A 22,948-nucleotide genomic window follows, 5' to 3' on the forward strand; every position below is an offset into this window, starting at 1 on the left:
CATGACCTCGAACGAACCCAAGCTGCAGGCGTTGCGCGCCGTTTTGCCCGAATTGCCTTTCGATGACAACGGCCCGGTGTTTCGCGCACCGTGGGAAGCGCAGGCCTTCGCGATGACGCTCGCGCTGTACGAGCGCGGCGTGTTCACGTGGAAGGAGTGGGCGCACGCGTTGAGTGTCGCGATCAGGGACGCGCAGGCGGCGGGCGATCCCGACCACGGCGATACCTACTACACGCACTGGCTGAGCGCGCTCGAACGCCTCACGGCCGAGAAGGGCTGCGTGAGCGAGGAGACGCTCGCACGCCGGCGTGTCGAATGGGACGAGGCCGCGCGCGCGACGCCGCACGGCCAGCCGATCGTTCTGAAGCGCACGCAGGGACTGCCGCCCGCGACGCTCGACGCGTATCGCGCGGCGATCTATCGCATCGCAGTGCAGCCGGGCATCGACATGAAAGTCGGTGTCGCGAATGCAGGGGCGGCGTCGTTGCTGGCGAAACATGATGTCGCGAGCGCGGTGTTCGTCACGGCGTCCAATCCGTTCGGCCAGGTGCTCGCGCCCGAAGAAAACGCGGCGCGCCAGCGCAGGCTGATCGAGCGCGTCGGGCAGTCGAGGTTGCGCGCGCTGCCGGGCGAAGGCATCGATCCGACGAACGAGTGGGTGGCCGAATCGAGCCTCTTCGTGCTCGGCGCGACGCACGAGACCGCCGATGCGCTGATGACCGAGTTCGCGCAAAACGCCGTCGTGTACGTCGATCGCGCGGGCCTGCCGCAATTGCTGCTGCATCCGTACTTTCGCTGAAACCCATCCACGAGGAGAAACTCATGCCGCTCGTTCGCATCGATCTGCAAAAAGGCAAGGACAGCGCGTATCGCACCGCCATCGGCGACGTGGTGTACGACGCGATGCGCACGACGCTCGACGTGCCCGAGAACGATCGCTTTCAGATCGTCGCCGAGCATGGTGCGGGGGATTTCATCGTCGATCGCACGTATCTCGGCATCAGCCGCACCGATGATTGCGTCGTGATTCAGGTCACGCTCAACGAAGGGCGCGATGTCGTGAAGAAAAGCGCGTTTTACAAGGCCGTCGCCGATGGCCTGCACGAACGCCTGAAACTTCGGCGCGAGGACGTATTCATCAGTCTCGTCGAGGTGAAGAAGGAGAACTGGTCCTTCGGCAACGGCGAGGCGCAGTACGCACCGAAATGACCGAAGCGACGATTCCCTTCGGCATTGCGCCGGTGCCGCTTCCCGCCGACACGCCCGCGGACGTGCACGTGTGGCGGGTTCAGATCGACTTCTCGGTGCCGATCGACGGCGCGCCCTACGCCGTGATGAACGCGAGCGAGCGCGCTCGCGCCGCGCGCTTTTTGCGTCATGCGGATGCCGCGCGTTTCGGCGCGGTGCGCTGCGCGTTGCGGCATGTACTCGCCGCCGCAACGGGCGGGGATGCCGCAGGCCTCGTGTTCGACGCCGACGACCGGGGCCGCCCGTTTCTCGCGCAACCGGACGCACCGGATTTCAACGTGTCGCACTCGGGCGCGTATGGCCTGATCGCGGTATCGCGGGCAAGGCGGGTGGGCACCGACATCGAAGAAGCCCGCGCGACGTTTCAATGGCGCGAGCTGGCGCCCGCCGTGCTGGCGGATTCGGATCGCCGCGAAATCGACGCACTGCCCGACGAGTCCGCCCGAAGCGCTGCCTTCTTCGACTGCTGGACGGCCAAGGAGGCGGTGCTGAAGGCGCACGGCGACGGCATCGGCGGCGGGGCGATCGCGATGGACCGTTTCCCGGTGCTGCCGCGCGATGGCGTTCGCTATGCGCTCACGCGCGATGCGGGCGTGTTCGAAGCGGTTGCGCTGCATGCGCCTGCCGGGTACGCCGCCGCGCTCGCCTGGTCATATTGATGCGATGCAGCGATGCTCACGCCACTCTGGCGCGCGCGAGGTCGCGATGGGTGAGATAGAGCCGCAAGTCGAATTCAATCTGATGGTAGCCCGGCTGCATCAGCTCGCACAGCCGGTAGAAGGCCTTGTTGTGATCGCTTTCCTTCAGATGCGCGAGTTCATGCACGACGATCATCCGAAGAAACTCGGGCGCGGTGTCCCTGAAGAGCGATGCGATGCGGATTTCCTTTTTCGCCTTGAGCTTCGTGCCCTGCACACGCGAGATCGCGGTGTGCAGGCCGAGCGCGTGACGGAGCACGTCGAGCTTGCTGTCGTAGAAGACCTTGTCGATCGCGGGCGCGACGCGCAGAAATTCCTGCTTCAGGCCCGAGCAATACTCATACAGCGCGCGATCGGACTGCACCGCGTGCTTGTTCGGATAGCGCGCATCGAGATAAGCGCCCAGTTGTTGCTGGGCGATCAGTCGGCGCACCTTGTCCTGTAGCGTGTTCGGGTAGGCGCTCAGGTATTTCAGGTGTTGCATGACGGCCGGATTGGAATAGATACGTTCAATGCCTGATGCGCAGGCGGGCGTGGGACGCCTGGGGCACCGTCCGCAGCGTGATTGCGCAGCAATCTAGCAATCATTTTAGTCAACCCGGCGCCGCCTCGCCGCCGATGTGATCACAACCGTGTTTCGACGCGCGCAATTCCGTAAGTTTATGTTTCAGCCCGGCTCCGGATGCGCCCGCCGTGCGAACATGCGCGCTCTTTCGGTACGGGCGACAAAGGCAGGCTTTTTTCATGGCATCGAGCAAGGCGCATCACGCGACCGGATGGGCGGCGGGCATCATCGCGGCGGCGGTCGTGCTGCATCCGGCAAGAGCGGCAGCGGGCGCGCATATGGTGTCGGGCGTGCTTGCGCTGCTGGCCGGTGTCGTCGGCGCCACTGCGCCCGACTGGCTCGAAGTCGCATGGTGGACGCGCGCGCGCAAACTCTGGATCACGCATCGCACGCTCACGCACTGGGGCGTCGGCTGGGCCGCGCTTCTCGTGCTGTCCTATCACTTTCTCGGGCGGCATCCGGCCGCGCCCATCGCGTTCGGCTTCGCGTGCGGCGGCCTCATGCACCTCTTCGCGGACTGGCCGAATCCACTCGGCGTGCCGTGGATCGTCGCGCGCCATTCGCTCAATCTGTGGACGAGCGGGCATTGCGATCTGATCATCGTGGCGGGTGCGTGGGCTGCGGCGCTTTTTGTCGTCGACGATGTCTGGTTTGATCATGTCTATGGGCGCATGCTGTTGGACTATGGCCGCATGCTGCTGAATGCGCTGCATACCTGACACGACATCGCGAGGAGTCACATTCCCATGCAATCGAAATACACGCGCAATCGCTTCTTTCTCTTCTTCGTTGCGTTGATCGCGATGCTCGCGCTCGACGGCTGCGCGGGCTTTTTCAACCGCGACGCGATGCGCGTCTCCGTCGCGGGCATCGAGCCGCTCGAAGGCCAGGGACTCGAAATGCGCTTCGCCGTGAAGCTGCGCGTGCAGAACCCGAACGATGCGCCGATCGACTTCGACGGCGTCGCGCTCGATCTCGACCTCAACGGCCGCGCGTTCGCGAGCGGCGTGAGCGATCAGCGCGGAACGGTGCCGCGTTTCGGCGAGACGATCGTGTCTGTGCCGGTGACCGTTTCGGCGTTTTCGGTCGCGCGCCAGGCGTTCGGCTTCGCGAACGGCGACACGGTCAGCAAGGTTTCGTATGCGGTGCGCGGCAAGCTCGCGGGCGGCGCGTTCGGCGGCGCGCGCTTCGCCGACAGCGGCTACGTCGATCTTCCGGGACTGGGCGCGTCCGGCTACTAGGACGCCTGCGCTTCCCGCGGATCGTAGGGCACGACGCGATCCGCCTCGCTGGCATCGTTGCGGGCGATCACGGCGCGAGCAGGCTCGGTCGCACTCAGATTGACCGGCTGATGCGGCACGCCCGGCGGAATGAACACGAAGTCGCCCGGCTCGTTGATGACCGATTCCGCCAGTCCCGGCCCATAGCGCGTCTCGATGCGTCCTTCCAGTATGTAGATGCCCGTCTCGTAGCCCACGTGGACATGCGGCTCGCCACGGCCGCCCGGCGGTACGACGACGAGATGCATCGCGAGGCCGCGCGTGCCGGCCGTCGCCGCCGACAATCCGATGAAATAAGGCAGATGCTGAACCGTCGCGAGCTTTTCCTGCGGCCGCACCGTGACGACCGTTTGCTGTGCTGTCTCTTGCCTCGTGACCTGCATGGCGATTCCTCCGTCGGCTGATGCGCCGCTATCGACGATAGCCGAAAGCCGCTGTCGCGCAAAGATCATGCGGCGCGGCTAAGGTACGGCCATGCGCGCACCGTCTTTGTGCAACCGCACATGCCCGACCCGGGGCCAAAGGCGCCGGGCGGCGCATAATCTCCTTGATTGATTCGAAGAGCGTGCCGCAACCGCATCGCAACCGAAAGCCTCGGGAGGACACCATGCTGGTCAAGAACGAAGCGCGGGTCGAACAGCTCATCAACGATCTTCTGGACTTCGCGCGAGGACGATTGCCGGAGTCGTCCTTCAAGGTCATCGAGCCGCTGCTTCGCTATTACTACGAGCAGGTCGATGTCGAGGATATCGCGAGCCGCGACGTCGCCGATCTCTACGGCGCGGCGATGGCGCACTGGCAGACGGCGCAGAAGTTCGTGCCCGGGCGCGAGGTGCTGCGCGTCTACAACCCGAATCTGGAACAGCACGGCTGGCACTCGGACCACACGGTCGTCGAGATCGTCAACGACGACATGCCGTTTCTCGTCGACTCGGTGACGATGGAGCTCAACCGCCTCGGTCTCGCGCTGCATTCGGCGATTCATCCGGTGTTTCGCGTCTGGCGCTCCGGCAAGGGCGCGCATGCGGGCGATATCGAGCGCATCGGCCAGGGCCACGCCGAAGCGGGCGATGGCAATTCCGAGCTCGAATCGTTCATCCATTTCGAAGTGGACCGCTGCGGCGACGGCGAGCGTCTCGAGGAAGTGCGCGACAACATCGCGCGCGTGCTGGGCGATGTGCGCGCGGCGGTCGAGGACTGGCCGAAGGTGGTCGATGCGGCGCGCGTCGCGATCGGCGATCTGAAGATGCGCGACACGACGCCGGACGGCATCGAGTCCCGCGCATTCCTCGAATGGATGGTCGCGGATCATTTCACCTTCCTCGGCTGCCGCGATTACGAGCTTGTCGAGCACGAAGGCGGTCCCGCGTTGCGCGGCGTGGCGGGCTCCGGCCTGGGCATACTGCGCGAGACCTTGCGCGAGCCTTCGGCGGGCGACGTGACGCCGCTGCCGCCGGGCGCGGCCGCGATCATCGAAGGCGCGGCGCCGATCTTTCTGACAAAGGCCAATTCGCGCGCGACGGTGCATCGCCCGGGCTATCTCGACTATGTCGGCGTGAAGCGCACGTCGCCCGATGGCAAGGTGACCGGCGAGCGGCGGTTTCTCGGTTTGTATACGTCGACCGCGTATCTCGTGCCGACGTCCGAAATCCCGATCGTGCGCCGCAAATGCGCGAACATCGTGCGGCGCGCGGGCTTCCTCGAGAAAGGTCATCTGGCGAAGTCGCTCATTTCCGTGCTGGAGCAGTATCCGCGCGACGAGCTTTTCCAGGCCGATGAAGACGTGCTCTTCGATATCGCGATCGGCGTGCTGCGTTTGCAGGAACATCAGCGCACGCGCCTATTCGTGCGGCGCGACCGCTTCGACCGTTTCGTGTCGTGCCTCGTCTTCGTGCCGCGCGACAAGTTCAACACCGACTTGCGCCGCCGCATCAGCAAAGTGCTGCTGGAGGCGTTCAATGGCAAGAGCATCGAGTTCACGCCGCTTCTGTCCGAATCGCCGCTCGCGCGGATTCATATCGTCGTGCGCGCCGACCGGGGCGCGATGCCGGAAGTCGATACGCGCGAACTCGAAGCACGCATCGTGCAGGTCGCGCGCCGCTGGCAGGACGATCTCGCCGATGCGCTCATCGACAGTCACGGCGAGGAGGCGGGCAATCGTCTGTTGCAGCGCTATGCCGATTCGTTTCCCGCCGGTTATCGCGAGGACTATCCGGCGCGCACGGCGGTGCGCGACATCGAACTGATCGAGGCGACGCACACGCGGCCCGGCGGCTTGTCGATGAGTCTGTACCGGCCGATCGAAGCCGGGCGCCGCGCATTCCGTTTCAAGGTCTATCGCGTAGGCGACCCGATCGCGCTGTCGCACAGCCTGCCGATGCTCGAACATCTCGGCGTGCGTGTCGATGAAGAGCGTCCGTATCTGATCGAGCCGACCGGTGCGCCCCACGCATGGGTCCACGATTTCGGGCTCGAATTGCAGGACGACGTCGAGTTCGATATCGACCGTGTGAAGCCGCTCTTCGAAAACGCGTTCGCGAGTGTGTGGTCGGGCGAGATCGAGAACGACGACTACAACCGTCTCGTGCTGCGCGCGCAGTTCGGCGCGCGCGACGTGACCATCATGCGGGCGTATGCGAAGTATCTGCGGCAAGTCGGCTCGACTTTCAGCGATGCGTATATCGAGCGCGCGCTGATCGGCAATCCGTTGATCGCGAAGAAGCTGCTGCAACTTTTCATGGTGCGTTTCGATCCTGCGCGCGGCGGGTCGGCCGAGGATCGCGACAAGGCCGCGCAACGCGTGCTCGCCGATATCGAGGCGGCGCTCGACCAGGTGCCGAACCTCGATGAAGACCGCATCCTGCGTCAGTTCCTCGGCGTCATCACGGCGACGGTGCGCACGAACCACTTCCATCGCGATTCGAACGGCCAGCCGCGTCCGTATGTGTCGTTCAAGCTCGATCCGTCGAAGGTGCCGGGCCTGCCCGAGCCCAAGCCGATGTTCGAGATCTGGGTCTATGCGCCGCGCGTCGAGGGCGTGCATCTGCGCGGCGGACGCGTCGCGCGTGGCGGGCTGCGCTGGTCGGACAGGCGTGAGGACTTCCGCACAGAAGTGCTGGGCCTCATGAAAGCGCAGATGGTGAAGAACACGGTGATCGTGCCGGTCGGATCGAAAGGCGGCTTCGTCGTGAAGAATCCGCCGCCCGCGACGGACCGCGAAGCGTTTCTGAACGAGGGCGTCGCGTGCTATCAGATGTTCCTGCGCGGCCTGCTCGATGTGACCGACAACCGCACGCCCGATGGCGTCGTGCCGCCGCCGGACGTCGTGCGCCACGATCCCGACGATCCGTATCTCGTCGTCGCCGCGGACAAGGGCACGGCGACGTTCTCGGACTACGCGAACGCGATCGCGCGAGAATACGGCTTCTGGCTCGACGACGCGTTCGCGTCCGGCGGCTCGGTCGGTTACGACCACAAGAAAATGGGCATCACCGCGCGCGGCGCGTGGGAATCGGTGAAGCGCCATTTCCGCGAGATGAACTTCGATACCCAGTCGACGGATTTCACCGTGGTCGGCGTCGGCGACATGTCCGGCGACGTGTTCGGCAACGGCATGCTGCTGTCGCGTCATATCAGATTGATCGCGGCGTTCGATCATCGGCATGTGTTTCTCGATCCGACGCCCGATGCGGCGACGAGCTTCGAGGAGCGCGCGCGTCTTTTCGCGCTGCCGCGTTCCAGTTGGGCCGATTACGATGCCGCGCTGATCTCGACGGGCGGCGGCGTCTATCCGCGCACGGCGAAGTCGATTCCGATCTCGCCGCAAGTGCAGGCGGCGCTCGGCATCAGCGCATCGGTGCTCGCGCCGAACGAACTCATCCGCGCGATCCTGCTTGCCGAAGCGGATCTGCTCTACAACGGCGGCGTGGGCACGTATGTGAAATCGAGCGCGGAGACGCATCAGCAAGTCGGCGACCGCACCAATGACGCCGTGCGCGTGAACGGCGCGGAGCTGCGCGTGAAGGTCGTCGCGGAAGGCGGCAATCTCGGACTCACGCAACTGGGGCGCATCGAATTCGCGCAGCGCGGCGGGCGCATCAACACGGATGCGATCGACAATTCCGCCGGCGTCGATTGCTCGGATCACGAGGTCAACATCAAGATCCTGCTCGGCCTCGTCGTCGCGGATGGCGAGATGACCGAGAAGCAACGCAACGCGCTGCTCGCCGAGATGACCGATGAAGTCGGCCTGCTCGTGCTGAAGGACAACTACGCGCAGACGCAGGCGCTCTCGATCGCGAAGCGTCACGAAGCCGAGACGCTCGATGCCGAGGCGCGCATGATGCGCTTCCTCGAACGCGCGGGCCGCCTGAAGCGCAGGATCGAGTTCCTGCCTTCGGATGACGAAATCGCCGAGCGCGCTGCGGCGAAGTCGGGACTGACATCGCCCGAGCGCGCGGTGCTGCTCGCATACGGAAAGATGTGGCTCTACGACGAACTGCTCGAATCGAGCGTGCCGGAAGACGCGCTCGTCGCGGACATGCTGCCCGATTATTTCCCGAAGCCCCTGCAGCAGCGCTATAGCGAGACGATGCAGCGCCATCCGTTGAAGCGCGAAATCCTCGCGACGCATCTGACCAATGCGCTCGTCAATCGCGTGGGCTGCACGTTCGTGCATCGGCTGATGGAGGAGACCGATGCGTGCCCGAGCGATATCGTGCGCGCGGCATTGATGGTGCGTGACGTATTCGATCTCGACGATCTGTGGCGCAGCATCGACGGGCTCGACAATATCGTCGCGGACGAAGTGCAGGCACGCATGTTCGTGGATGTCGTGCGTCTGCTCGACGATACGTCGCTCTGGTTCCTGCGGCATCTGAAGCACAACGGGTCGGGCGCCCACGAAGCGCGAGGCCTGCTCGCGCGCTGCCGGGAGGCGGCGCAGCGGCTCGCGCCGCAACTGCCCGCGCTCCTGCCCGCGCCGCAGCTCGACGCGTGGTATGCGCGCCGGCGCGAACTGGAAGATGCGGGCGTCGAGAGCAGCCTCGCGGCGCGCGTGGCGAGCGGCGAGATCGCGACGGCGGTGCTCGACAGCGCCGAAGTGGCGGCGTGCTCGGAGCGCAGTCTCGAACTCGTCGCGAGCGTGTACTTCGGCATCGGCACGCTGCTCGACTATCGCGGCATCGCCGAACGGGCGATGGCGTTGCCGATCGCGACGCACTGGGACCTGCTCGCGCGCGCGGCGGCGCTGGAAGAGCTCGCGCGCCTGAAGCGCGCGCTGACCGTGAGCGCGCTCGAACAATCGCGCGGCATCGATGCGCCCGATGTGATCGTCGAGAGCTGGCGTGCGAAGCGGCAGGACGCGCTGGATCGCTATACGCGGCTGCTGGCGGAACTGCGCGCGAGCGGCGGGGCGAGTCTTTCGATGTTGCTGGTGGTGGTGCGGGAGATGGCGGTGCTGGAGCGGGCCTGACCCATGGCAGGCACGACGGCGATGGCGGCGCAATCGCCGCCATCGCCGCCATCGCCGCTCAGTTTTAGGAATTCTCTTTCTTTTCGAATGTCCGGAATTGCCAAATAATCACCGGTTTTTGAAATCGCCTGATCAAAGACAGGGGATTTCGATTTCCGACGTTGAAAAGGCAATTAATGAATTTCACAAAAGGACAATTGACGATCGTCATCGCGTCCGTTGCGGCGATATTGGGCGGATGCGCGAACGAAGCGTCGCGCACGCTGGCGGTACCCGAACTGGCGAGCGCCCAGAAGCCTTCGCAGGCAAAGCCGTTCCGGTGTCCATCGGCAAGTTCGACAATCAATCGAGCTACATGCGCGGCGTGTTCTCGGACGGCGTCGATCGCCTCGGGGGTCAGGCGAAGACCATTCTCGTCACTTCCTTGCAGCGCAGCCGCCGCTTTGCCGTGCTGGATCGCGACAATCTCGCCGAAACGAAACTGGAAGCCGGCTTCGCAAACAAGGCCCAGTCGATCCGGGGCGCGAACTATGTCATCACCGGCAACGTGACGGAGTTCGGCCGCAAGGAAGTCGGCGATCGCGAGTTGTTCGGTCTTCTCGGACAAGGAAAAACGCAGGTGGCCTATGCGAAGGTCAGTCTGAATATCGTCGATACGGCCACCTCCGAGGTGGTGACGTCGAGCCAGGGCGCGGGCGAGTACAGCCTGTCGACCCGTGAAGTGATCGGCTTCGGCGGAACCTCGAGTTACGACTCCACGCTGAGCGGCAAGGTGCTCGATCTCGCCATCGGCGAGGCGGTCAATCGTCTGGCCGAGCAAGTCGATGCGGGCGCGCTGCAAACCGCGAAGTAATCTCCTCACTCATATCCGAAGAACATGATCTCGAAGAACAACAAACTGACCGCGCTCGCGCTGCCGGTCGCGGCGGCGTGCGCGCTGCTGACGGGGTGCGCAACGCAGACCGCGCCGCTCTATCAATGGGACGGCTATCAGCCTCAAGTCTACGAATACTTCAAGGGGCAAAAGGGCGCGGCCGAACAGATCGCGGCGCTCGAGGCTTCGCGCGAGAAAACCCTGGCGCAGAACAAAGCGTTGCCGCCCGGCTTTCGCGCCCACCTGGGCATGCTGTACGCGAGCGTCGGCAAAGGCGCCGAGGCTCGCCAGCAATTGACGGAAGAAAAGGAACGCTTCCCCGAATCCTCCGCGTACATGGATTTCCTGTTGAGCAAACTTCAGTAAGCGCCCACTATGACCTTCCTTATTTCCCGCAAACTCGTCGCGGTCGTATCGGTATTGCTGATGCTGTCCGCGTGCGCTTCACATTCTCCGAGCCAGACCGACCACGCGGCATTTCGCAGCAACAAGCCGCGCTCGGTTCTCGTTCTGCCGCCGCTCAACGATACGAACGACGTCAACGCGACATACGGCATGTTGTCCCAGATGACGATGCCGCTCGCCGAAGGCGGTTACTACGTGGTGCCGGTCGCCGAAATGGAGGAAACCTTCAGGCGCAACGGCCTGACGACTGCCAACGACATTCAGAATGTCGCGCCCGAGAAGTTGCGCAGTATCTTCGGCGCGGACGCGGCGTTGTACACGAAGATCACCGATTACGGCTCGTCCTATCGGGTCATCGCGAACAGGACCGTGGTCGCGGCGCAAGCCAAACTGGTCGATCTGCGCTCGGGCGACCTGCTCTGGAGCGGCTCGGCGACGGCGAACGGCAGCGAGGTCGGCGGCGACTTCAGCGTAGGCTCGGGCCTCGTCGGCGCGCTCGTGCAGAACGCCGTCAAGCACGTCGTCAATGTCACCACCGACAAGGCATGGAGCGTCGCGGGACTGACCAGCCAGCGCCTGCTGGCAACGGGCGGAACGAACGGCATGCTGTATGGCCCGCGCTCGCCGAAGTACGATTCGAACTGATCGACACGTAATGGATGAGCGAAAACGCGCCGATTCGTCGGCGCGTTTTTTTTGGGCTGTTAAACCGTGGCTTCCTTAAAAATATCCTTAAATAAGGAATACACATAAAACGAATGAAGCGCTGCATTCGCTCTTCGATCTGATCGGCAACTTTGTCCGATACATGCTAGATCGCATGCATGAATTCACTGGTCGGGCACTTTACATTGCGTAACCCGAGGCATTAAATCAACGAGCGGTCGAAGCGTGCGCTTGCCGCGATCCATTCCCGTTCTCGTGGTCACCGGTGTGCAACCGATCGACACGCCACGCGCGATCCGATGGCGGGTTTCTTGCGCTTTCGCGTACCAACTGGCAGGGTCGGAAACGTCGCAGCGCTTTACTCAGCAGCGAGGTCTCACAATGGTCAACATCTCAGGCGAAGCGATCGATACCTTGAAGGCGTCGGTGAGAGGCAGGATCATCTCACCGGCCGAAGCCGACTACGACGAAGCACGCAAGGTCTGGAATGCAACGATCGACAGGCGTCCCGCGCTCATCATGCGTTGCGCGGGCACGGCCGACGTGATCGCCGCACTCTCGTTCGCGCGCGACAACGGCCTGCTGGTCTCGATTCGCGGCGGATCGCACAACATCGCGGGCAGCGCAGTCAGCGACGACGCCTTGATGATCGATCTCTCCGCGCTGAAATCCGTGCGTATCGATCCGCAAGCGAAACGCGCGTATGTCGAGCCGGGCGCGCTGCTCTCCGACTTCGATCACGAAGCACAGGCATTCGGTCTCGCGACGCCGCTCGGCATCAACTCGACGACGGGCGTCGCGGGTCTCACGCTCGGTGGCGGCTTCGGCTGGATCAGCCGCAAGTTCGGCGTGACGGTCGACAATCTCGTCGCGGCGGAGATCGTCACGGCGGACGGCACATGGCGGCGCGTGAGCGCGGACAGCGATCCCGATCTCTTCTGGGCATTGCGCGGCGGCGGCGGCAACTTCGGCGTCGTGACGCTGTTCGAATATCAGTTGCACGAAGTCGGTCCGCAGATTTACGGCGGCCTCGTCGTGTATCCGCTCGAACAGGCGGATCAAGTGCTGCCGAAGTATCGCGAGTTCGTGGCGCAGAGCCCCGACGACCTGACCGTGTGGGCCGTGCTGCGTCTCGCGCCGCCGTTGCCGTTCCTGCCCGAAGACGCGCATGGCAAACCGGTCGTCGTGCTGGCGAGTTGCTATGTCGGGCCGGTCGAAAACGGTGAAAGGGCGCTCGCGCCCGTGCGCAGCTTCGGCACGCCCTACGGCGAGCATCTCGGGGTCATGCCGTTCGCCGCATGGCAGAAGGCCTTCGATCCGCTGCTGACGCCCGGCGAGCGCAACTACTGGAAGTCACACAACTTCGCGAGCCTGAACGATGAAACGTTCGACATCCTGACGAATGCGGTGAAATCGCTTCCGTCGGGGCAATGCGAGGTTTTCATCGGTGCGATGGGCGGACAGACGAACCGCGTTCCCGTCGATGCAACGGCGTACGCGAATCGCGATTCGATCTATACCATCAACATTCACGGGCGCTGGAGCGATGCCGCCGACGACGAGAAGTGCACGAAATGGGCGCGCGACATGTTCGCGGCGATGACGCCGCACGCACTCGGCAGCGTCTACGTGAATTTCATGACGGGCGAAGAAGGCGATCGTGTAAAGGCGGCGTATGGCCCGAACTACGAGCGGCTTGCTGAAGTGAAGCGCCGTTACGATCCGGACAACGTGTTCCGCAGCAATCAGAACATCATGCCCGCGGCGTGACGCGCGGCGCGCCGTTTCTTTGCGGGAAACGGCGTGCCACGAGCAATGTTCAGGGCCGGTCCAGATGACGGCCGATACCGCGCGTGTCCGTGCCCGACACGTCGCTATTGACTTCCTCGTAGACGAGCTTGAGCGTTTCGCCGCTCAGATGGTTTCGCAACAAGCCGAGAAACCTCGGCTCGACCGCGAGGCGCAGGCGATCGAATCGTTGATGCAGGCGGCTTCGTTCGAGATACTCTGCGACGGTCCTCGCGAATTTTTCCCGGTCGCTTTCTGCCGTTTCCGCCACGCGCGCAGCCGTATTCCGGAGGTCCTCGACTTGCCGCAGGTCCAGCTTCAATCCTTGCGTCTCGAAGATCCGGGCCCGGCTGCCATCGGCGGCAAGAACCCAGGTGATGGCGGTCATGATGCTCCTCCTGTTCGCCAGCCCAAGCAGGCTCCCGCCATTGTGCGCCTAAACGCCGTGTAACGGCTTCGTTCTCGCGCCGCATTCGCTTTCGCGGCGCAGCATAACGTGCGCGACTACGCTTCAGCGCAGCATCGAACCGCTCGCCGCAAAGCGCGAGTGAAACGAAAATGCCTGGTCGAGACGATGCGGCGTGTGCCCACCGAGCGCTGCTGCATCGCGGTAATAGTCGCGCAACAGCTCGCGATAAAGCGGGTGCGCGCAGTTCTGGATCACGCTCATGGCGCGTTCGCGTGGCGCGAGGCCGGTGAGATTGGCAAGCCCGCGCTCGGTCACGACGATATCGACATCGTGCTCGTTGTGATCGCAATGGGGCACCATCGGCACGATGCTCGAAATGCGTCCGTCCTTCGCGACGGATTTCGTTGCGAACACGGCGTAGGCCGCATTGCGCGCGAAATCGCCCGAGCCGCCGATGCCGTTCATCATGTGCGTGCCGCCGACGTGCGTCGAATTCACGTTGCCGTAGATGTCGGCTTCGAGCGCCGTGTTGATCGCGATGAGACCGAGACGCCGGATGACTTCAGGATGATTGCTCACTTCCTGCGGCCGCAACACGAGCCGTTCGCGATAGCGTTCGATATCGCCGAACACCTTTTTCTGCCGCTCTGCGGACAGCGTGACCGACGCGCCCGATGCAAACGCGGCCTTGCCGGAATCGAGCAGATCGAAGGTCGAGTCCTGCAGCACTTCGGAATAGATCGTCAATGCTTCGAACGGCGACGCCGCGAATCCCGACAGCACCGCATTCGCGATCGTGCCGATGCCCGCCTGCAATGGCGGCAATTGTTTCGGCAAGCGCCCGCGCGAGACTTCATGCTGGACGAACTCGATCAGATGCCCGGCGATCAAAGCGGTGTCTTCGTCGGCGGGCAATACGGTGGACGCGCTGTCGGGCGTGTCGGTGATGACGATGGCGGCGATCTTGTCGAGTGGAATCTCGATGGCCGCGGCGCCGATTCTGTCCTGCGGGCTTACGATCGGAAGCGGCTCGCGCTGCGGCCGGCGCTCGGGAATCCAGATGTCGTGCAGGCCTTCGAGCGCGGCCGGCTGCGCCAGATTGATCTCGACGATCACGCGTTCGGCAAGAATTGCGAAGCTCGCGGAATTGCCGACGGAAGTCGTCGGCACGATGCCGCCCGTCTCCGTGATCGCGGCGGCTTCGATGATCGCGAGATCGAGCTTGCCGAGGCGATTCGCGCGCAGCAGCTCGACCGTTTCGGACAGGTGCTGGTCGACGAACATCACCTCGCCGCGGTTGATCGCGCGGCGCAACGTGGTATCGACCTGAAACGGCAGGCGGCGCGCGAGCACGCCGGCTTCGGTGAGGATGCGATCGGTGTCATGTCCGAGCGACGCGCCCGTCATGAGCGTGATGCGCAACGGTTCATTGTCCTCGCGCGCGCGCCGCGCGATTTCGAGCGGCACGGCCTTCGCGTCGCCTGCGCGCGTGAAGCCGCTTGCGCCGACGATCATGCCGTCGCGCACGAGTCGGGCCGCTTCGGCGGCCGAGGTGATCTTCCCGCGCAATGCGGCACAGCGAATACGGTCTTCGTACATCGACGTCTATCTTCCAGAGCTTCGTTTAACCGAAGGCGATTATAGGTAGCGCGCTTTACTGTTGAAATCGCAACGTTGAAAGACATTGTTCCAATGCCGTGTCACTTTGCGCTTGGTCTAGTCGGATGCACGTACGAGCGTTTCAACCCGCCGTAGCGGTGCGGCAAATCAGCGCGCCGACGTTGAACCGACTCCACTATAGGGCGCGCGATGCCGTGAATTAATCGCTTCGCCAGGAAGGCACCTTTTCATGCGATGGAACGAAAGGCGCATCGGAATCGACAAGCGCGGTGCGGATGAAGTGCAGGCACGCGAGCACGCGCTGCATGCCGTTGCGCGCATCGCGGTCGGCGCGCGCGAATTCGAGCATGCTCTGCGCGATCAGGATCGACGCTGCGACCGAACCGATCGCGCGACGCAGCGTCGCGCTGTCGGGCGTGCGAAACAGCACGGCGATATCGCGCAACACGCGCGCGAGCGAGGTGATCCACGCGATGCGCAGTGCATCGGGAAAACGCTGTGCATGCAGCGCACGCGCTTCGTGCCGCAAGTCGATCGTCGCTTGCCCGACTTCGAGCGTGACGAGCATCCATGAGAGCGCATGTCGATGCTCGCGCGAGCGCCGCGTGAGCACGCCGCGCAACTGCGACATCAGATCGTGCGTGCCCGAGTGAAAGCGCTCGGCGAGCCCCGCGAGCTTGCCTTCGCACGCGAGCGCGGCCTGCGCACGCAGCTCCGCGAGCGTCTTGCCGACGAGCCACGGCGTGCGCGGCGGCACGATGATCGCGCATGCGATGGCCGCCGCGAGCATCGCGACGAGCACCGCGAGGCCGTTGTTGAGCAGTAGTGCCGGATCGTAGACGATGCGGTTGTCGGGCGCGGCGAGCAGGCAGAAGAACACGCAAAAGCCGATGCCGTATCCGGCGGTGGCGGCGCGCATCGCGAGAAATGCGCCTGCCGCGAGCGGCGCCGCAAGCATCGCGCACAGAAGCGGGAAGCCATCGATGGCGGGGTACACGTGACATAGATACACGTAGCCCGTGACCATCGCGAGCGCCACGCCAGCGGCCATCTGCGCGATGAACTTCGACGGCCGCGCCGATGCCGACGACAATGCGCAGGCCAGCGTCGCACCGATCACGGCATAGCCGCCGCTCGGCCACGCCGTGACGATCCAGAACCACGCGGTCGCGGCGATCACGATGCCGGTGCGCATGAACGTCGCGGCAAGTACGAAGCCGTTGGTTTTTGCTTCATATCGCGAGGCGGAGCGATCTTTCAGGCGCTCGCCGTTTGCGATCGATACATAACGGATCGTATCGGCGATGAAGCGGTACAAAAGCTCCGCCGACGTCGTGAAGTCGAGTTGTGTCGCATCGTCGGTGTGTGCAAGGCGGCGCTGCGCATCGCGCAGGCGCGTCGGCAGCGTCGTCTTGTAGCGTTGCAGATGCACGTCCGGCGATGCGCGTTCGAAGAGGCGCGCGAGTTCTTCGAGGAAGGGCATGAGTGCGTCGTGTGCGCATCGCGTATCGTCGTTGGCGTGCAGGCGCCTGATCGACTGATCGAGTGCATGCAGGCGCGCGCACGCATCCATGAAGGCGCTGTTCAGTCGCGCGAGCTTGCCGTTGTGCTGGCGCATCGTAGGCGACTCGTATGCAGCGAAGCCGCGCGTCGCTTCGAAGCCTACGATCTCATCGACGAAATCCGCGAAACGGCGATCTCGCGCGCGGCGCGAGAGACGGCCGCACAGTACGTCGGCCGCGAATCGAGCGAACTGCGCGTGACGCGCATCGAGCGAGCGCATGAGCGTTGCGCTGGCATGGCGCGGAAAGACGAGCGCGCTCACCACGCTCGAACACACGATGCCGAGCATGACTTCCGCGCCGCGCGTGAGCGTCGCGATCAGCAGGCCGTTCGGATCGGTGACGGCGGGAACGCCGATCAGCGCGGCGGTATAGCCCGCGAGAACGAAGCCGTACCAGCGGAACTGGCGGTAGCGCACCGCGAGCGCGGTGCAGGACGCGGCCCATATCGTCAGCGCGAGCGCATAGAGTTCCGCCTGTTGCACGAACACCGCGCCCAGAACGAGTGCGGCGAGCATGCCGAGCATCGTGCCCGCGAAACGATAGACGCTCTTTGCGAGCACCATGCCGGAGAAGGGCTGCATCAACACGAAGGTAGTCGTCATCGCGACGCGCGGCTGCGCCAATTCCAGACGCATTGCGATGCCCATCGCAATGAACGCGGCAAGCAGCGTCTTCGCGAGATGCAGCCAGACATGTCCATCCGTAGCGAACCAGTCGCGCGTCGACAAGCGTGCTTCCAGAAACGACATGCGGTCCGCCGATATGCCCCTGCTCATGAAGGCGCCGATTGTAGGCAAGGTGCCTTGCCGGATTAATGTGGGAATCAGGGAACATTCTTTCCTGATTCGACAACAATCGTTCGCGCGCGAAGGCGGACAATAGCGCCTTCGATGTCATTGTTACGGTTTGATGGATACCCTACAGAACATGCGGGTCTTCACCCGCGTGATCGAAGCCGGCAGCTTTACGGCTGCCGCACAGTCGATGAACTCGACAACGGGCGCAATGTCACGCGCCGTCTCCGAACTCGAAGACCATTTGCGCACGCGCCTCATGAACCGCTCGACGCGGCGTCTCGCGCTCACGTCGGCGGGCGAGCGCTATCTGAAGCGCGTGCGGCAGATTCTCGCGGACATCGACGGCGCCGAAGAAGAAGCGAGCTGCGCGCATGAACATCCGTCGGGCACGCTGCGCATGTTCAGCTTCGCGAGCGTCGGACAGCATTACATCCTGCCTGCCATCGCCCGATATCGCGCGCTGTATCCCGATGTGAAAGTCGAGCTCACGCTGTCGCAGCGCATGCCTGATCTCTTCGAAGGCAGCAGCGACGTGGCCGTCGTGTCGGCGGGTGCGTTGTCGGACTCGGAAGTCATCTCGCACAAGCTGGGCGCGACCTTCAGCATTCTGTGCGCGTCGCCCGGCTATATCGCCTCGCGTGGCGCGCCGCAGGTATCGGCCGATCTCGCGCAGCACGATTGCCTCACCTTGCAGACGCCCGCGTTTCCCGCGCGCGAATGGACGCTCGAAGGGCCCGAGGGCCGCGAGACGTTGCAGATCAGCGGCACGGTGCAGGTGAACATCGCGGAATCGCTCGTGGTCGCGATCCGCGAAGGCATGGGCATCGGCATGTTGCCGCTCTATGCGGCGATCGAGGGCCTGCGCGATGGCTCGCTCGTGCGCGTGTTGCCGCATCACACGTTGCAGCGCACGAATCTCTATGCGCTCTATGCGTCGCGCAAGTTCGTCGATGCGAAGACGCGCACGTGGGTCGAGTTTCTGCGCGCGCATCTGCCGGACGTGATCGCGCGCGACGAAGCCTTGCTCGCGGAGGTCGGGCGGACGTCTTCGAACGTGCTGCGCGTGGCGTGATTCACGTATCGCTCCACATGCGCAGCAGGTTGTGATAGCAGCCGACGAGCGAGCGCTTGGCGGCTTCGTCGCCGTTGGTCGCGTTCAGGCGTTGAATGGAATTGTCGAGATCGAAGAGCAGCGCGCGTTGAGCGTCGTCGCGCACGAGGCTTTGCGCCCAGAAGAAGCTCGATACCCGCGCGCCCCGCGTGACGGGCCGCACCTGATGAAGACTCGTCGCGGGATAGACGATCGCATGGCCCGCGGGCAGCTTCACTTCCTGAACGCCATAGGTATCTTCGATGATGAGCTCGCCGCCGTCATACTCGTCGGGCGGCGTGAGAAACAGCGTGACGGACACATCGGTGCGCACGCGCGCGCCATGGCCGGGCACGATGCGGATCGCGCCATCGACATGACTGCCGAAATGCATGCCGCCTTCATAGCGATTGAAGAGCGGCGGATAAACGCGATTGGGCAGCACCGCGCTGATGAAAAGCGGATGGCGTTCGAGCGCGCCGACGATCGCATCGCCCATTTCGAGTGCGATCGGCGAGCCTTCCGCAATCTGCATGTTGCGCTTGACCGGCGCGCCCTGATAGCCCGCGGTCGCGCGGCCATCGACCCATGCGTCGCTGACTTCGAGGCGCGCGCGCATCGTGGCCGCGTCTTCAGGGCTCAGCACGTTCGGTATCGAGAGGATCATTGTTATTGCCTTCGCGACCGCGCGCCGCGTATCACGGCGCGCTCGCATTCACATCAACGGAAGCGGTAATTCAACGTCGCGATGAACGTGCGGCCAAGACCCGGCACCGCGCGTCCGCCGTCGGACGGAATCAGGGCGTCGTAGTACTTCTTGTCGAACATGTTCTGCACGTTGAACTGGATATCGTAGCGCTTCTGATGATACGCGGCCATCACGTCCCAGCGCACGTAGCCGCCCACCTGGACCAGATTGTTGTTTGCCGCATAGCGCGACGACACATACGACGGCCCGCCGCCCACCTGCCATGCGGGCGTGAAATCATACGTGGTCCACAGCGTGAGCATGTGATGCGGCGTGTTGGCGAGCTGGTTGCCCGTGGTGCCGTCGAAGGCCTTCTGCACCGTGCCGTCCATGTACGTGTAGCCGCCGAACATCTGCCATTGACGCGTGATGTGGCCCGCAACGCCCAGTTGATAACCCCGCACGCGCACGTCGCCGTCGAGCGTGTATTCGCCGGTCGATGTCAGCGTGCGCGCGTTGGTCTTGTCGATGTTGAAGAGCGATTGCGTGATCGACAGTCCGCCGTTCAACAGATCCCACTTCGAACCGATTTCATACGAGCGGTTGTGTTCCGGCGGCGTGTTCTGCTGGCCGTTGGTGAGCGTGAGCGCCTCCAGCGACGGATTGAACGACGTGCCGTACGACACGTAGTACGACTGCCAGTCCGTCGGCTGCCACACGACGCCGGTGCGCACGCCCGTGAAGTAGTTCGTCTGGGTCGCATAGCCCGGCGCGTTGATCGAGTTGTTGATGGCTGCTTCGTAGCGGTCCCAGCGCACGCCGCCGATCCACTTCCAGTGCTCGCCGATCGAGATCGTGTCGTTCAAATAGACGCCGATGCCGTTCGCGCTCGACTCCGCGAGATTGGTCGCCACCTCGCGATAGTTCGACGGACGCGGCACGTAGGCGGGATCGACGAGCGGCACGATCGCGAGCGTGTTCGACGGCAGGCCCGGCGTGGTCGCCGTGAAGCTCTGGTTGCTGTACGTTTCGTGGCTGAGATCGACGCCCGCGAGCATGTCGTGCTTGAGAAAGCCCGTCGCGAACTTGCCCTGGATGTCGGTCGTGTTGTAGACCGAGTGATCGTTGATGTTGCGGTCCTTGCCCTGCAATCGCACGAAGAGCGACGACAGCGGCAGCGTCGTGTAGTTGCCGTTCGAGAGCGCGGGCGATGTGCCAAGCGGCCCCGTCAGCACGGCCGCGGGATTGGTCGCGCGCGCCTCGGTGCTGTAGTGGCTGAACTGTGTCTGGTTGCGCAGCGTGAACATGTTGTCGAAGCGATGCTCCACGCGCGCGTTCACCGTCTGCACGTCCTGGATGGTGCGGTCGTCGGTGAAGCCGTAGAACGTCTTCGTGTCGACGGGCGCCGGGTGGCCGTTCAACGGCGGAATGCCGTAGTCGGGCTGATCGCGGTTGTGCTGGATCAGCGCGGAGAGCGTCACTTGCGTCGGCGTGCCGATACCGAACTTCACCTCGGGCGCGATGCCGAAGTCCTTGTTGATCATCTCGTCGCGCGTCGAGCCGAGCGACTGGCCGAACGCGTTGACGCGGAACGCGGAAGTGTCCGTCATCGGCTGGTTGATGTCGACCGTCGTGCGATAGCGATCATGCGTGCCCGCTTGCAGCGAGACATCGGCGCGCGGTTTCAGGTTCGGCTGCTTGCTGACCTGATTGATCACGCCGCCCGTCGAGCCGCGCCCGAAGTACAGCGACGACGGGCCGTACAGCACGTCGATCGATTCGAGGTTGAAGGTGTCGCGATAGTACTGGCCGCGATCGCGGAAACCGTCGAGATAAATGTCCGTGCGCGCCGAGAACCCGCGCAGATTGATGTTGTTGCCGATCTGACCGCCTTCGGCCGCGCCGAGCGTGACGCCCGGCACGTTGCGCAGCGCATCGGAGAACGAGCTGACCGCCTGCGAGTTCAGCACCGCCTTCGGCACCACGACGACGTCCTGCGGAATGTCGCGCAGCGCAGTCGGCACCTTGGCGCCGACGCTCGACATTTCCGGCTGAAAATCCGGCGTGTCGGCCTGGCCCGTTACTTTGACGGCCGGCAGGGCAGCGGTTTCAGGGGCGGTGACGGCCGAAGCGTCTTGGGGCGGTGCCGCTTGCGCGACTTGCGACGACGGAGCGTTCTGCGGTGCGGCTTGCGGTGCGGTTTGGGCGTACAGCGGCGCGGCCATGGGCGCCGCGACAATAGTTACCAATGCCGCGGCAAGCGGCGTCTTTCTCAACATGTCGTTTCCCCGATGCTTGTTAGTGATATCCGAATCGGCAGCGAAGCGGGTTTTCGCGTGCCGATGTTCGATCGAACCGAGATCGAAGCGCAGCGGCGAGGCCGGCGGGCAAGGACCGGCGCGCCCTGTGAACGCTGTCGCGACGGGCGTCATTGAATGTGCCGGACATCGCGATTCGGTTAAATGCGAATCAGTATCATTACACGTCTTAGAAACATTTGGAAAGAAACACTTATAGACAACAGGCTTTTTTGCCGGCGTCCGTGACGTTCCGACAACGAAAAAATGTGTGGAAGATGCCGGTTTTCGCGTTGAGTGATAAGCCTGCGAACGCCGGTGGATAAGGGTTTCGAGTAGAGAAGCGGGCGCGCATGGCGCCGGATTCGACCCAACCCGGTTGCGGGTAAAAGTGGCGGTGGCTTTTTTACCGTGCCGCGACGCTTAATGCATCGACAAGGCGATTCGCGTAAGCGTCAGAACCCCGGCGACGGCGGATGTGACGAGCGCGTAAGGACCATGCGTCAATTGCTGCTTCAGGAAGTCGATGCACACGCGGATCTTCGCGGAATGCGACGAGCGCGCCGACGTCACCGCCCACACATCCGCGCGCTGCCGGTAAGCCGGCAGGACGGGCACGAGCCTGCCGTCCTGCAGGCTGGCGGCGACGTCCCAGATCGAACCCATCACGATGCCGAAGCCGTCCTTGGCCCATTGCCGCACGATGTCGCTGTGGTTCGAGGCGATCGGCCCGGTCACCTTCACGCTTTCTTCGCCATTGGGTCCGGAAAGACGCCAGACGCCGAAGCGCTGATCGCGTCCGCGAAACAGCAGGCAGTCGTGCTGCGCGAGCTCGGCGAGCGTCTTCGGCGCGCCGCGCCGTTCGAGGTACGCGGGCGCGGCGGCGAGCACGCGAAAGCTGTCGACGATCTTGTGCGCGATGAGATGCGGCTCCACGACCTCGCCGACGCGAATGTCGATATCGAAGCTCTCGCCGATGAGATCGACGCGCCGGTCGAGCAGTTCCAGCCAGATCTCCAGCCCCGGATGACGCTGCCTGAGCAACGTAAGCGCAGGCGATACGTGCTCGCGTCCGAGCCGCAGACTCGTGCCGATGCGCAGCAGGCCGCGCGGATCGTCGAATCCGGCGAAGGCATCGGCCATGCCTTGCACGTCGTCGATGATCTTTTGCGCCCATTGAAAGGCCGCTTCGCCGTCGCTCGTGATCGAGACGCGGCGCGTCGTGCGCGTGAGGAGCCTGACGCCGAGGCTCGTCTCCAGCATCGCGATGCGCTTGCTGACGTGCGCGGGCGAGATGCCGGTCTCGGTGGCCGCGGCGATGAAACTCGAGCGGCGCGCGACGATGCAGAACAACTGCAGGTCGCGCAGAAACTGGTCGTTGTTCGCGATGAGGGCGCTTTGTGTTTTCATTCGGCTGATTCCGCTGGCGCGCTGCGCTTGCGGCAGCAGGTTCACGCCTGGACGCAAGCGCAGCGCGCGCAAGAA

At 64.0% G+C, this 22,948-nt stretch carries 18 protein-coding genes and 1 pseudogene; 11 read left to right on the forward strand and 8 right to left on the reverse strand.

What is annotated here, in order from left to right:
* Position 1: 1 nt before the first annotated feature.
* From NCT32_RS16120 to NCT32_RS16130, 3 genes are read left to right on the forward strand one after another with little or no spacing between them, the layout of a single operon-like run.
* Positions 2 to 799 (forward strand): nitrile hydratase accessory protein, encoded by a 798-nt coding sequence (locus NCT32_RS16120; protein WP_061116121.1) that lies wholly within the window; start codon positions 2 to 4, stop codon positions 797 to 799.
* Positions 800 to 822: 23 nt separating this feature from the next.
* On the forward strand, positions 823 to 1,209 hold the full coding sequence (locus tag NCT32_RS16125; RefSeq protein ID WP_061116012.1) for a tautomerase family protein: 387 nt from the start codon (positions 823 to 825) through the stop codon (positions 1,207 to 1,209).
* Positions 1,206 to 1,907, forward strand: coding sequence for a 4'-phosphopantetheinyl transferase superfamily protein (locus tag NCT32_RS16130; RefSeq protein ID WP_061116011.1), 702 nt, complete (start codon positions 1,206 to 1,208; stop codon positions 1,905 to 1,907). Before NCT32_RS16125 ends, NCT32_RS16130 begins: the two co-directional genes overlap by 4 nt.
* A gap of 16 nt (positions 1,908 to 1,923) precedes the next feature.
* Here the strand turns inward: NCT32_RS16130 and NCT32_RS16135 are convergent, their stop codons facing one another.
* A complete protein-coding gene (locus NCT32_RS16135; RefSeq protein ID WP_061116010.1) occupies positions 1,924 to 2,430 on the reverse strand; it encodes a M48 family metallopeptidase in 507 nt (168 codons plus the stop codon).
* A gap of 260 nt (positions 2,431 to 2,690) precedes the next feature.
* Between NCT32_RS16135 and NCT32_RS16140 the strand changes: the two genes are divergently transcribed.
* On the forward strand, positions 2,691 to 3,230 hold the full coding sequence (locus NCT32_RS16140; protein ID WP_061116009.1) for a metal-dependent hydrolase: 540 nt from the start codon (positions 2,691 to 2,693) through the stop codon (positions 3,228 to 3,230).
* 27 nt (positions 3,231 to 3,257) lie between these two features.
* A complete protein-coding gene (locus NCT32_RS16145) occupies positions 3,258 to 3,752 on the forward strand; it encodes an LEA type 2 family protein (RefSeq protein WP_061116008.1) in 495 nt (164 codons plus the stop codon).
* Here the strand turns inward: NCT32_RS16145 and NCT32_RS16150 are convergent.
* Positions 3,749 to 4,174, reverse strand: coding sequence for a cupin domain-containing protein (locus tag NCT32_RS16150; protein WP_061116007.1), 426 nt, complete (start codon positions 4,172 to 4,174; stop codon positions 3,749 to 3,751). The genes NCT32_RS16145 and NCT32_RS16150 overlap by 4 nt on opposite strands.
* Before the next feature lie 224 nt (positions 4,175 to 4,398).
* On the opposite strand from NCT32_RS16150, the gene NCT32_RS16155 reads away from it, so the two are divergent.
* The 5 genes and pseudogenes from NCT32_RS16155 to NCT32_RS16175 all read left to right on the forward strand — a co-directional run bounded on the left by NCT32_RS16155 (position 4,399) and on the right by NCT32_RS16175 (position 12,979).
* Entirely contained in the window at positions 4,399 to 9,264 is a 4,866-nt protein-coding gene (locus NCT32_RS16155) for an NAD-glutamate dehydrogenase (protein ID WP_061116006.1), read from the forward strand.
* A gap of 176 nt (positions 9,265 to 9,440) precedes the next feature.
* A pseudogene (locus tag NCT32_RS16160) lies at positions 9,441 to 10,117 on the forward strand (CsgG/HfaB family protein).
* Positions 10,118 to 10,141: 24 nt separating this feature from the next.
* Entirely contained in the window at positions 10,142 to 10,504 is a 363-nt protein-coding gene (locus NCT32_RS16165; RefSeq protein ID WP_061116004.1) for a DUF4810 domain-containing protein, read from the forward strand.
* A 9-nt stretch (positions 10,505 to 10,513) separates the two neighbouring features.
* Complete coding sequence (locus tag NCT32_RS16170) at positions 10,514 to 11,188, forward strand: DUF799 domain-containing protein (RefSeq protein ID WP_061116003.1); 675 nt, start codon at positions 10,514 to 10,516, stop codon at positions 11,186 to 11,188.
* Positions 11,189 to 11,590: 402 nt separating this feature from the next.
* Positions 11,591 to 12,979, forward strand: a complete 1,389-nt coding sequence (locus tag NCT32_RS16175; RefSeq protein ID WP_061116002.1) for an FAD-binding oxidoreductase — start codon at positions 11,591 to 11,593, stop codon at positions 12,977 to 12,979.
* A 49-nt stretch (positions 12,980 to 13,028) separates the two neighbouring features.
* Here NCT32_RS16175 and NCT32_RS16180 read toward each other — a convergent pair whose 3' ends face one another.
* From NCT32_RS16180 to NCT32_RS16190, 3 genes are all read right to left on the reverse strand, one after another.
* Positions 13,029 to 13,385, reverse strand: a complete 357-nt coding sequence (locus tag NCT32_RS16180; protein WP_061116001.1) for a host attachment protein — start codon at positions 13,383 to 13,385, stop codon at positions 13,029 to 13,031.
* Positions 13,386 to 13,508: 123 nt separating this feature from the next.
* Positions 13,509 to 15,005: an acetyl-CoA hydrolase/transferase family protein gene (locus tag NCT32_RS16185; RefSeq protein ID WP_061116000.1), complete on the reverse strand. Its 1,497-nt coding sequence runs from the start codon at positions 15,003 to 15,005 to the stop codon at positions 13,509 to 13,511.
* A 220-nt stretch (positions 15,006 to 15,225) separates the two neighbouring features.
* The gene (locus NCT32_RS16190) at positions 15,226 to 17,367 is read right to left on the reverse strand and encodes an FUSC family protein (RefSeq protein WP_250477343.1); all 2,142 of its coding nucleotides are present in this window, start codon (positions 17,365 to 17,367) and stop codon (positions 15,226 to 15,228) included.
* 133 nt (positions 17,368 to 17,500) lie between these two features.
* On the opposite strand from NCT32_RS16190, the gene NCT32_RS16195 reads away from it, so the two are divergent.
* The gene (locus NCT32_RS16195; protein ID WP_061115998.1) at positions 17,501 to 18,460 is read left to right on the forward strand and encodes a LysR family transcriptional regulator; all 960 of its coding nucleotides are present in this window, start codon (positions 17,501 to 17,503) and stop codon (positions 18,458 to 18,460) included.
* Between the two features lies 1 nt (position 18,461).
* Here NCT32_RS16195 and NCT32_RS16200 read toward each other — a convergent pair whose 3' ends face one another.
* From NCT32_RS16200 to NCT32_RS16210, 3 genes are all read right to left on the reverse strand, one after another.
* The gene (locus NCT32_RS16200) at positions 18,462 to 19,145 is read right to left on the reverse strand and encodes a Fe2+-dependent dioxygenase (protein WP_061115997.1); all 684 of its coding nucleotides are present in this window, start codon (positions 19,143 to 19,145) and stop codon (positions 18,462 to 18,464) included.
* Between the two features lie 53 nt (positions 19,146 to 19,198).
* The gene (locus NCT32_RS16205; RefSeq protein ID WP_250490441.1) at positions 19,199 to 21,445 is read right to left on the reverse strand and encodes a TonB-dependent siderophore receptor; all 2,247 of its coding nucleotides are present in this window, start codon (positions 21,443 to 21,445) and stop codon (positions 19,199 to 19,201) included.
* Positions 21,446 to 21,886: 441 nt separating this feature from the next.
* Positions 21,887 to 22,873 (reverse strand): LysR family transcriptional regulator, encoded by a 987-nt coding sequence (locus tag NCT32_RS16210; protein WP_061116119.1) that lies wholly within the window; start codon positions 22,871 to 22,873, stop codon positions 21,887 to 21,889.
* Positions 22,874 to 22,948: the final 75 nt, after the last annotated feature.

Source organism: Caballeronia sp. INML2, assembly GCF_023631365.1.
Lineage (GTDB): Bacteria > Pseudomonadota > Gammaproteobacteria > Burkholderiales > Burkholderiaceae > Caballeronia > Caballeronia turbans.

Bases quoted from the DNA above. Each gene is read 5' to 3' on its own strand.
- NCT32_RS16120 (WP_061116121.1), top strand. From the start codon at position 2: ATGACCTCGAACGAACCCAAGCTGCAGGCGTTGCGCGCCGTTTTGCCC.
- NCT32_RS16125 (WP_061116012.1), top strand. From the start codon at position 823: ATGCCGCTCGTTCGCATCGATCTGCAAAAAGGCAAGGACAGCGCGTAT.
- NCT32_RS16130 (WP_061116011.1), top strand. From the start codon at position 1,206: ATGACCGAAGCGACGATTCCCTTCGGCATTGCGCCGGTGCCGCTTCCC.
- NCT32_RS16135 (WP_061116010.1), bottom strand. From the start codon at position 2,430: ATGCAACACCTGAAATACCTGAGCGCCTACCCGAACACGCTACAGGAC.
- NCT32_RS16140 (WP_061116009.1), top strand. From the start codon at position 2,691: ATGGCATCGAGCAAGGCGCATCACGCGACCGGATGGGCGGCGGGCATC.
- NCT32_RS16145 (WP_061116008.1), top strand. From the start codon at position 3,258: ATGCAATCGAAATACACGCGCAATCGCTTCTTTCTCTTCTTCGTTGCG.
- NCT32_RS16150 (WP_061116007.1), bottom strand. From the start codon at position 4,174: ATGCAGGTCACGAGGCAAGAGACAGCACAGCAAACGGTCGTCACGGTG.
- NCT32_RS16155 (WP_061116006.1), top strand. From the start codon at position 4,399: ATGCTGGTCAAGAACGAAGCGCGGGTCGAACAGCTCATCAACGATCTT.
- NCT32_RS16165 (WP_061116004.1), top strand. From the start codon at position 10,142: ATGATCTCGAAGAACAACAAACTGACCGCGCTCGCGCTGCCGGTCGCG.
- NCT32_RS16170 (WP_061116003.1), top strand. From the start codon at position 10,514: ATGACCTTCCTTATTTCCCGCAAACTCGTCGCGGTCGTATCGGTATTG.
- NCT32_RS16175 (WP_061116002.1), top strand. From the start codon at position 11,591: ATGGTCAACATCTCAGGCGAAGCGATCGATACCTTGAAGGCGTCGGTG.
- NCT32_RS16180 (WP_061116001.1), bottom strand. From the start codon at position 13,385: ATGACCGCCATCACCTGGGTTCTTGCCGCCGATGGCAGCCGGGCCCGG.
- NCT32_RS16185 (WP_061116000.1), bottom strand. From the start codon at position 15,005: ATGTACGAAGACCGTATTCGCTGTGCCGCATTGCGCGGGAAGATCACC.
- NCT32_RS16190 (WP_250477343.1), bottom strand. From the start codon at position 17,367: ATGAGCAGGGGCATATCGGCGGACCGCATGTCGTTTCTGGAAGCACGC.
- NCT32_RS16195 (WP_061115998.1), top strand. From the start codon at position 17,501: ATGGATACCCTACAGAACATGCGGGTCTTCACCCGCGTGATCGAAGCC.
- NCT32_RS16200 (WP_061115997.1), bottom strand. From the start codon at position 19,145: ATGATCCTCTCGATACCGAACGTGCTGAGCCCTGAAGACGCGGCCACG.
- NCT32_RS16205 (WP_250490441.1), bottom strand. From the start codon at position 21,445: ATGTTGAGAAAGACGCCGCTTGCCGCGGCATTGGTAACTATTGTCGCG.
- NCT32_RS16210 (WP_061116119.1), bottom strand. From the start codon at position 22,873: ATGAAAACACAAAGCGCCCTCATCGCGAACAACGACCAGTTTCTGCGC.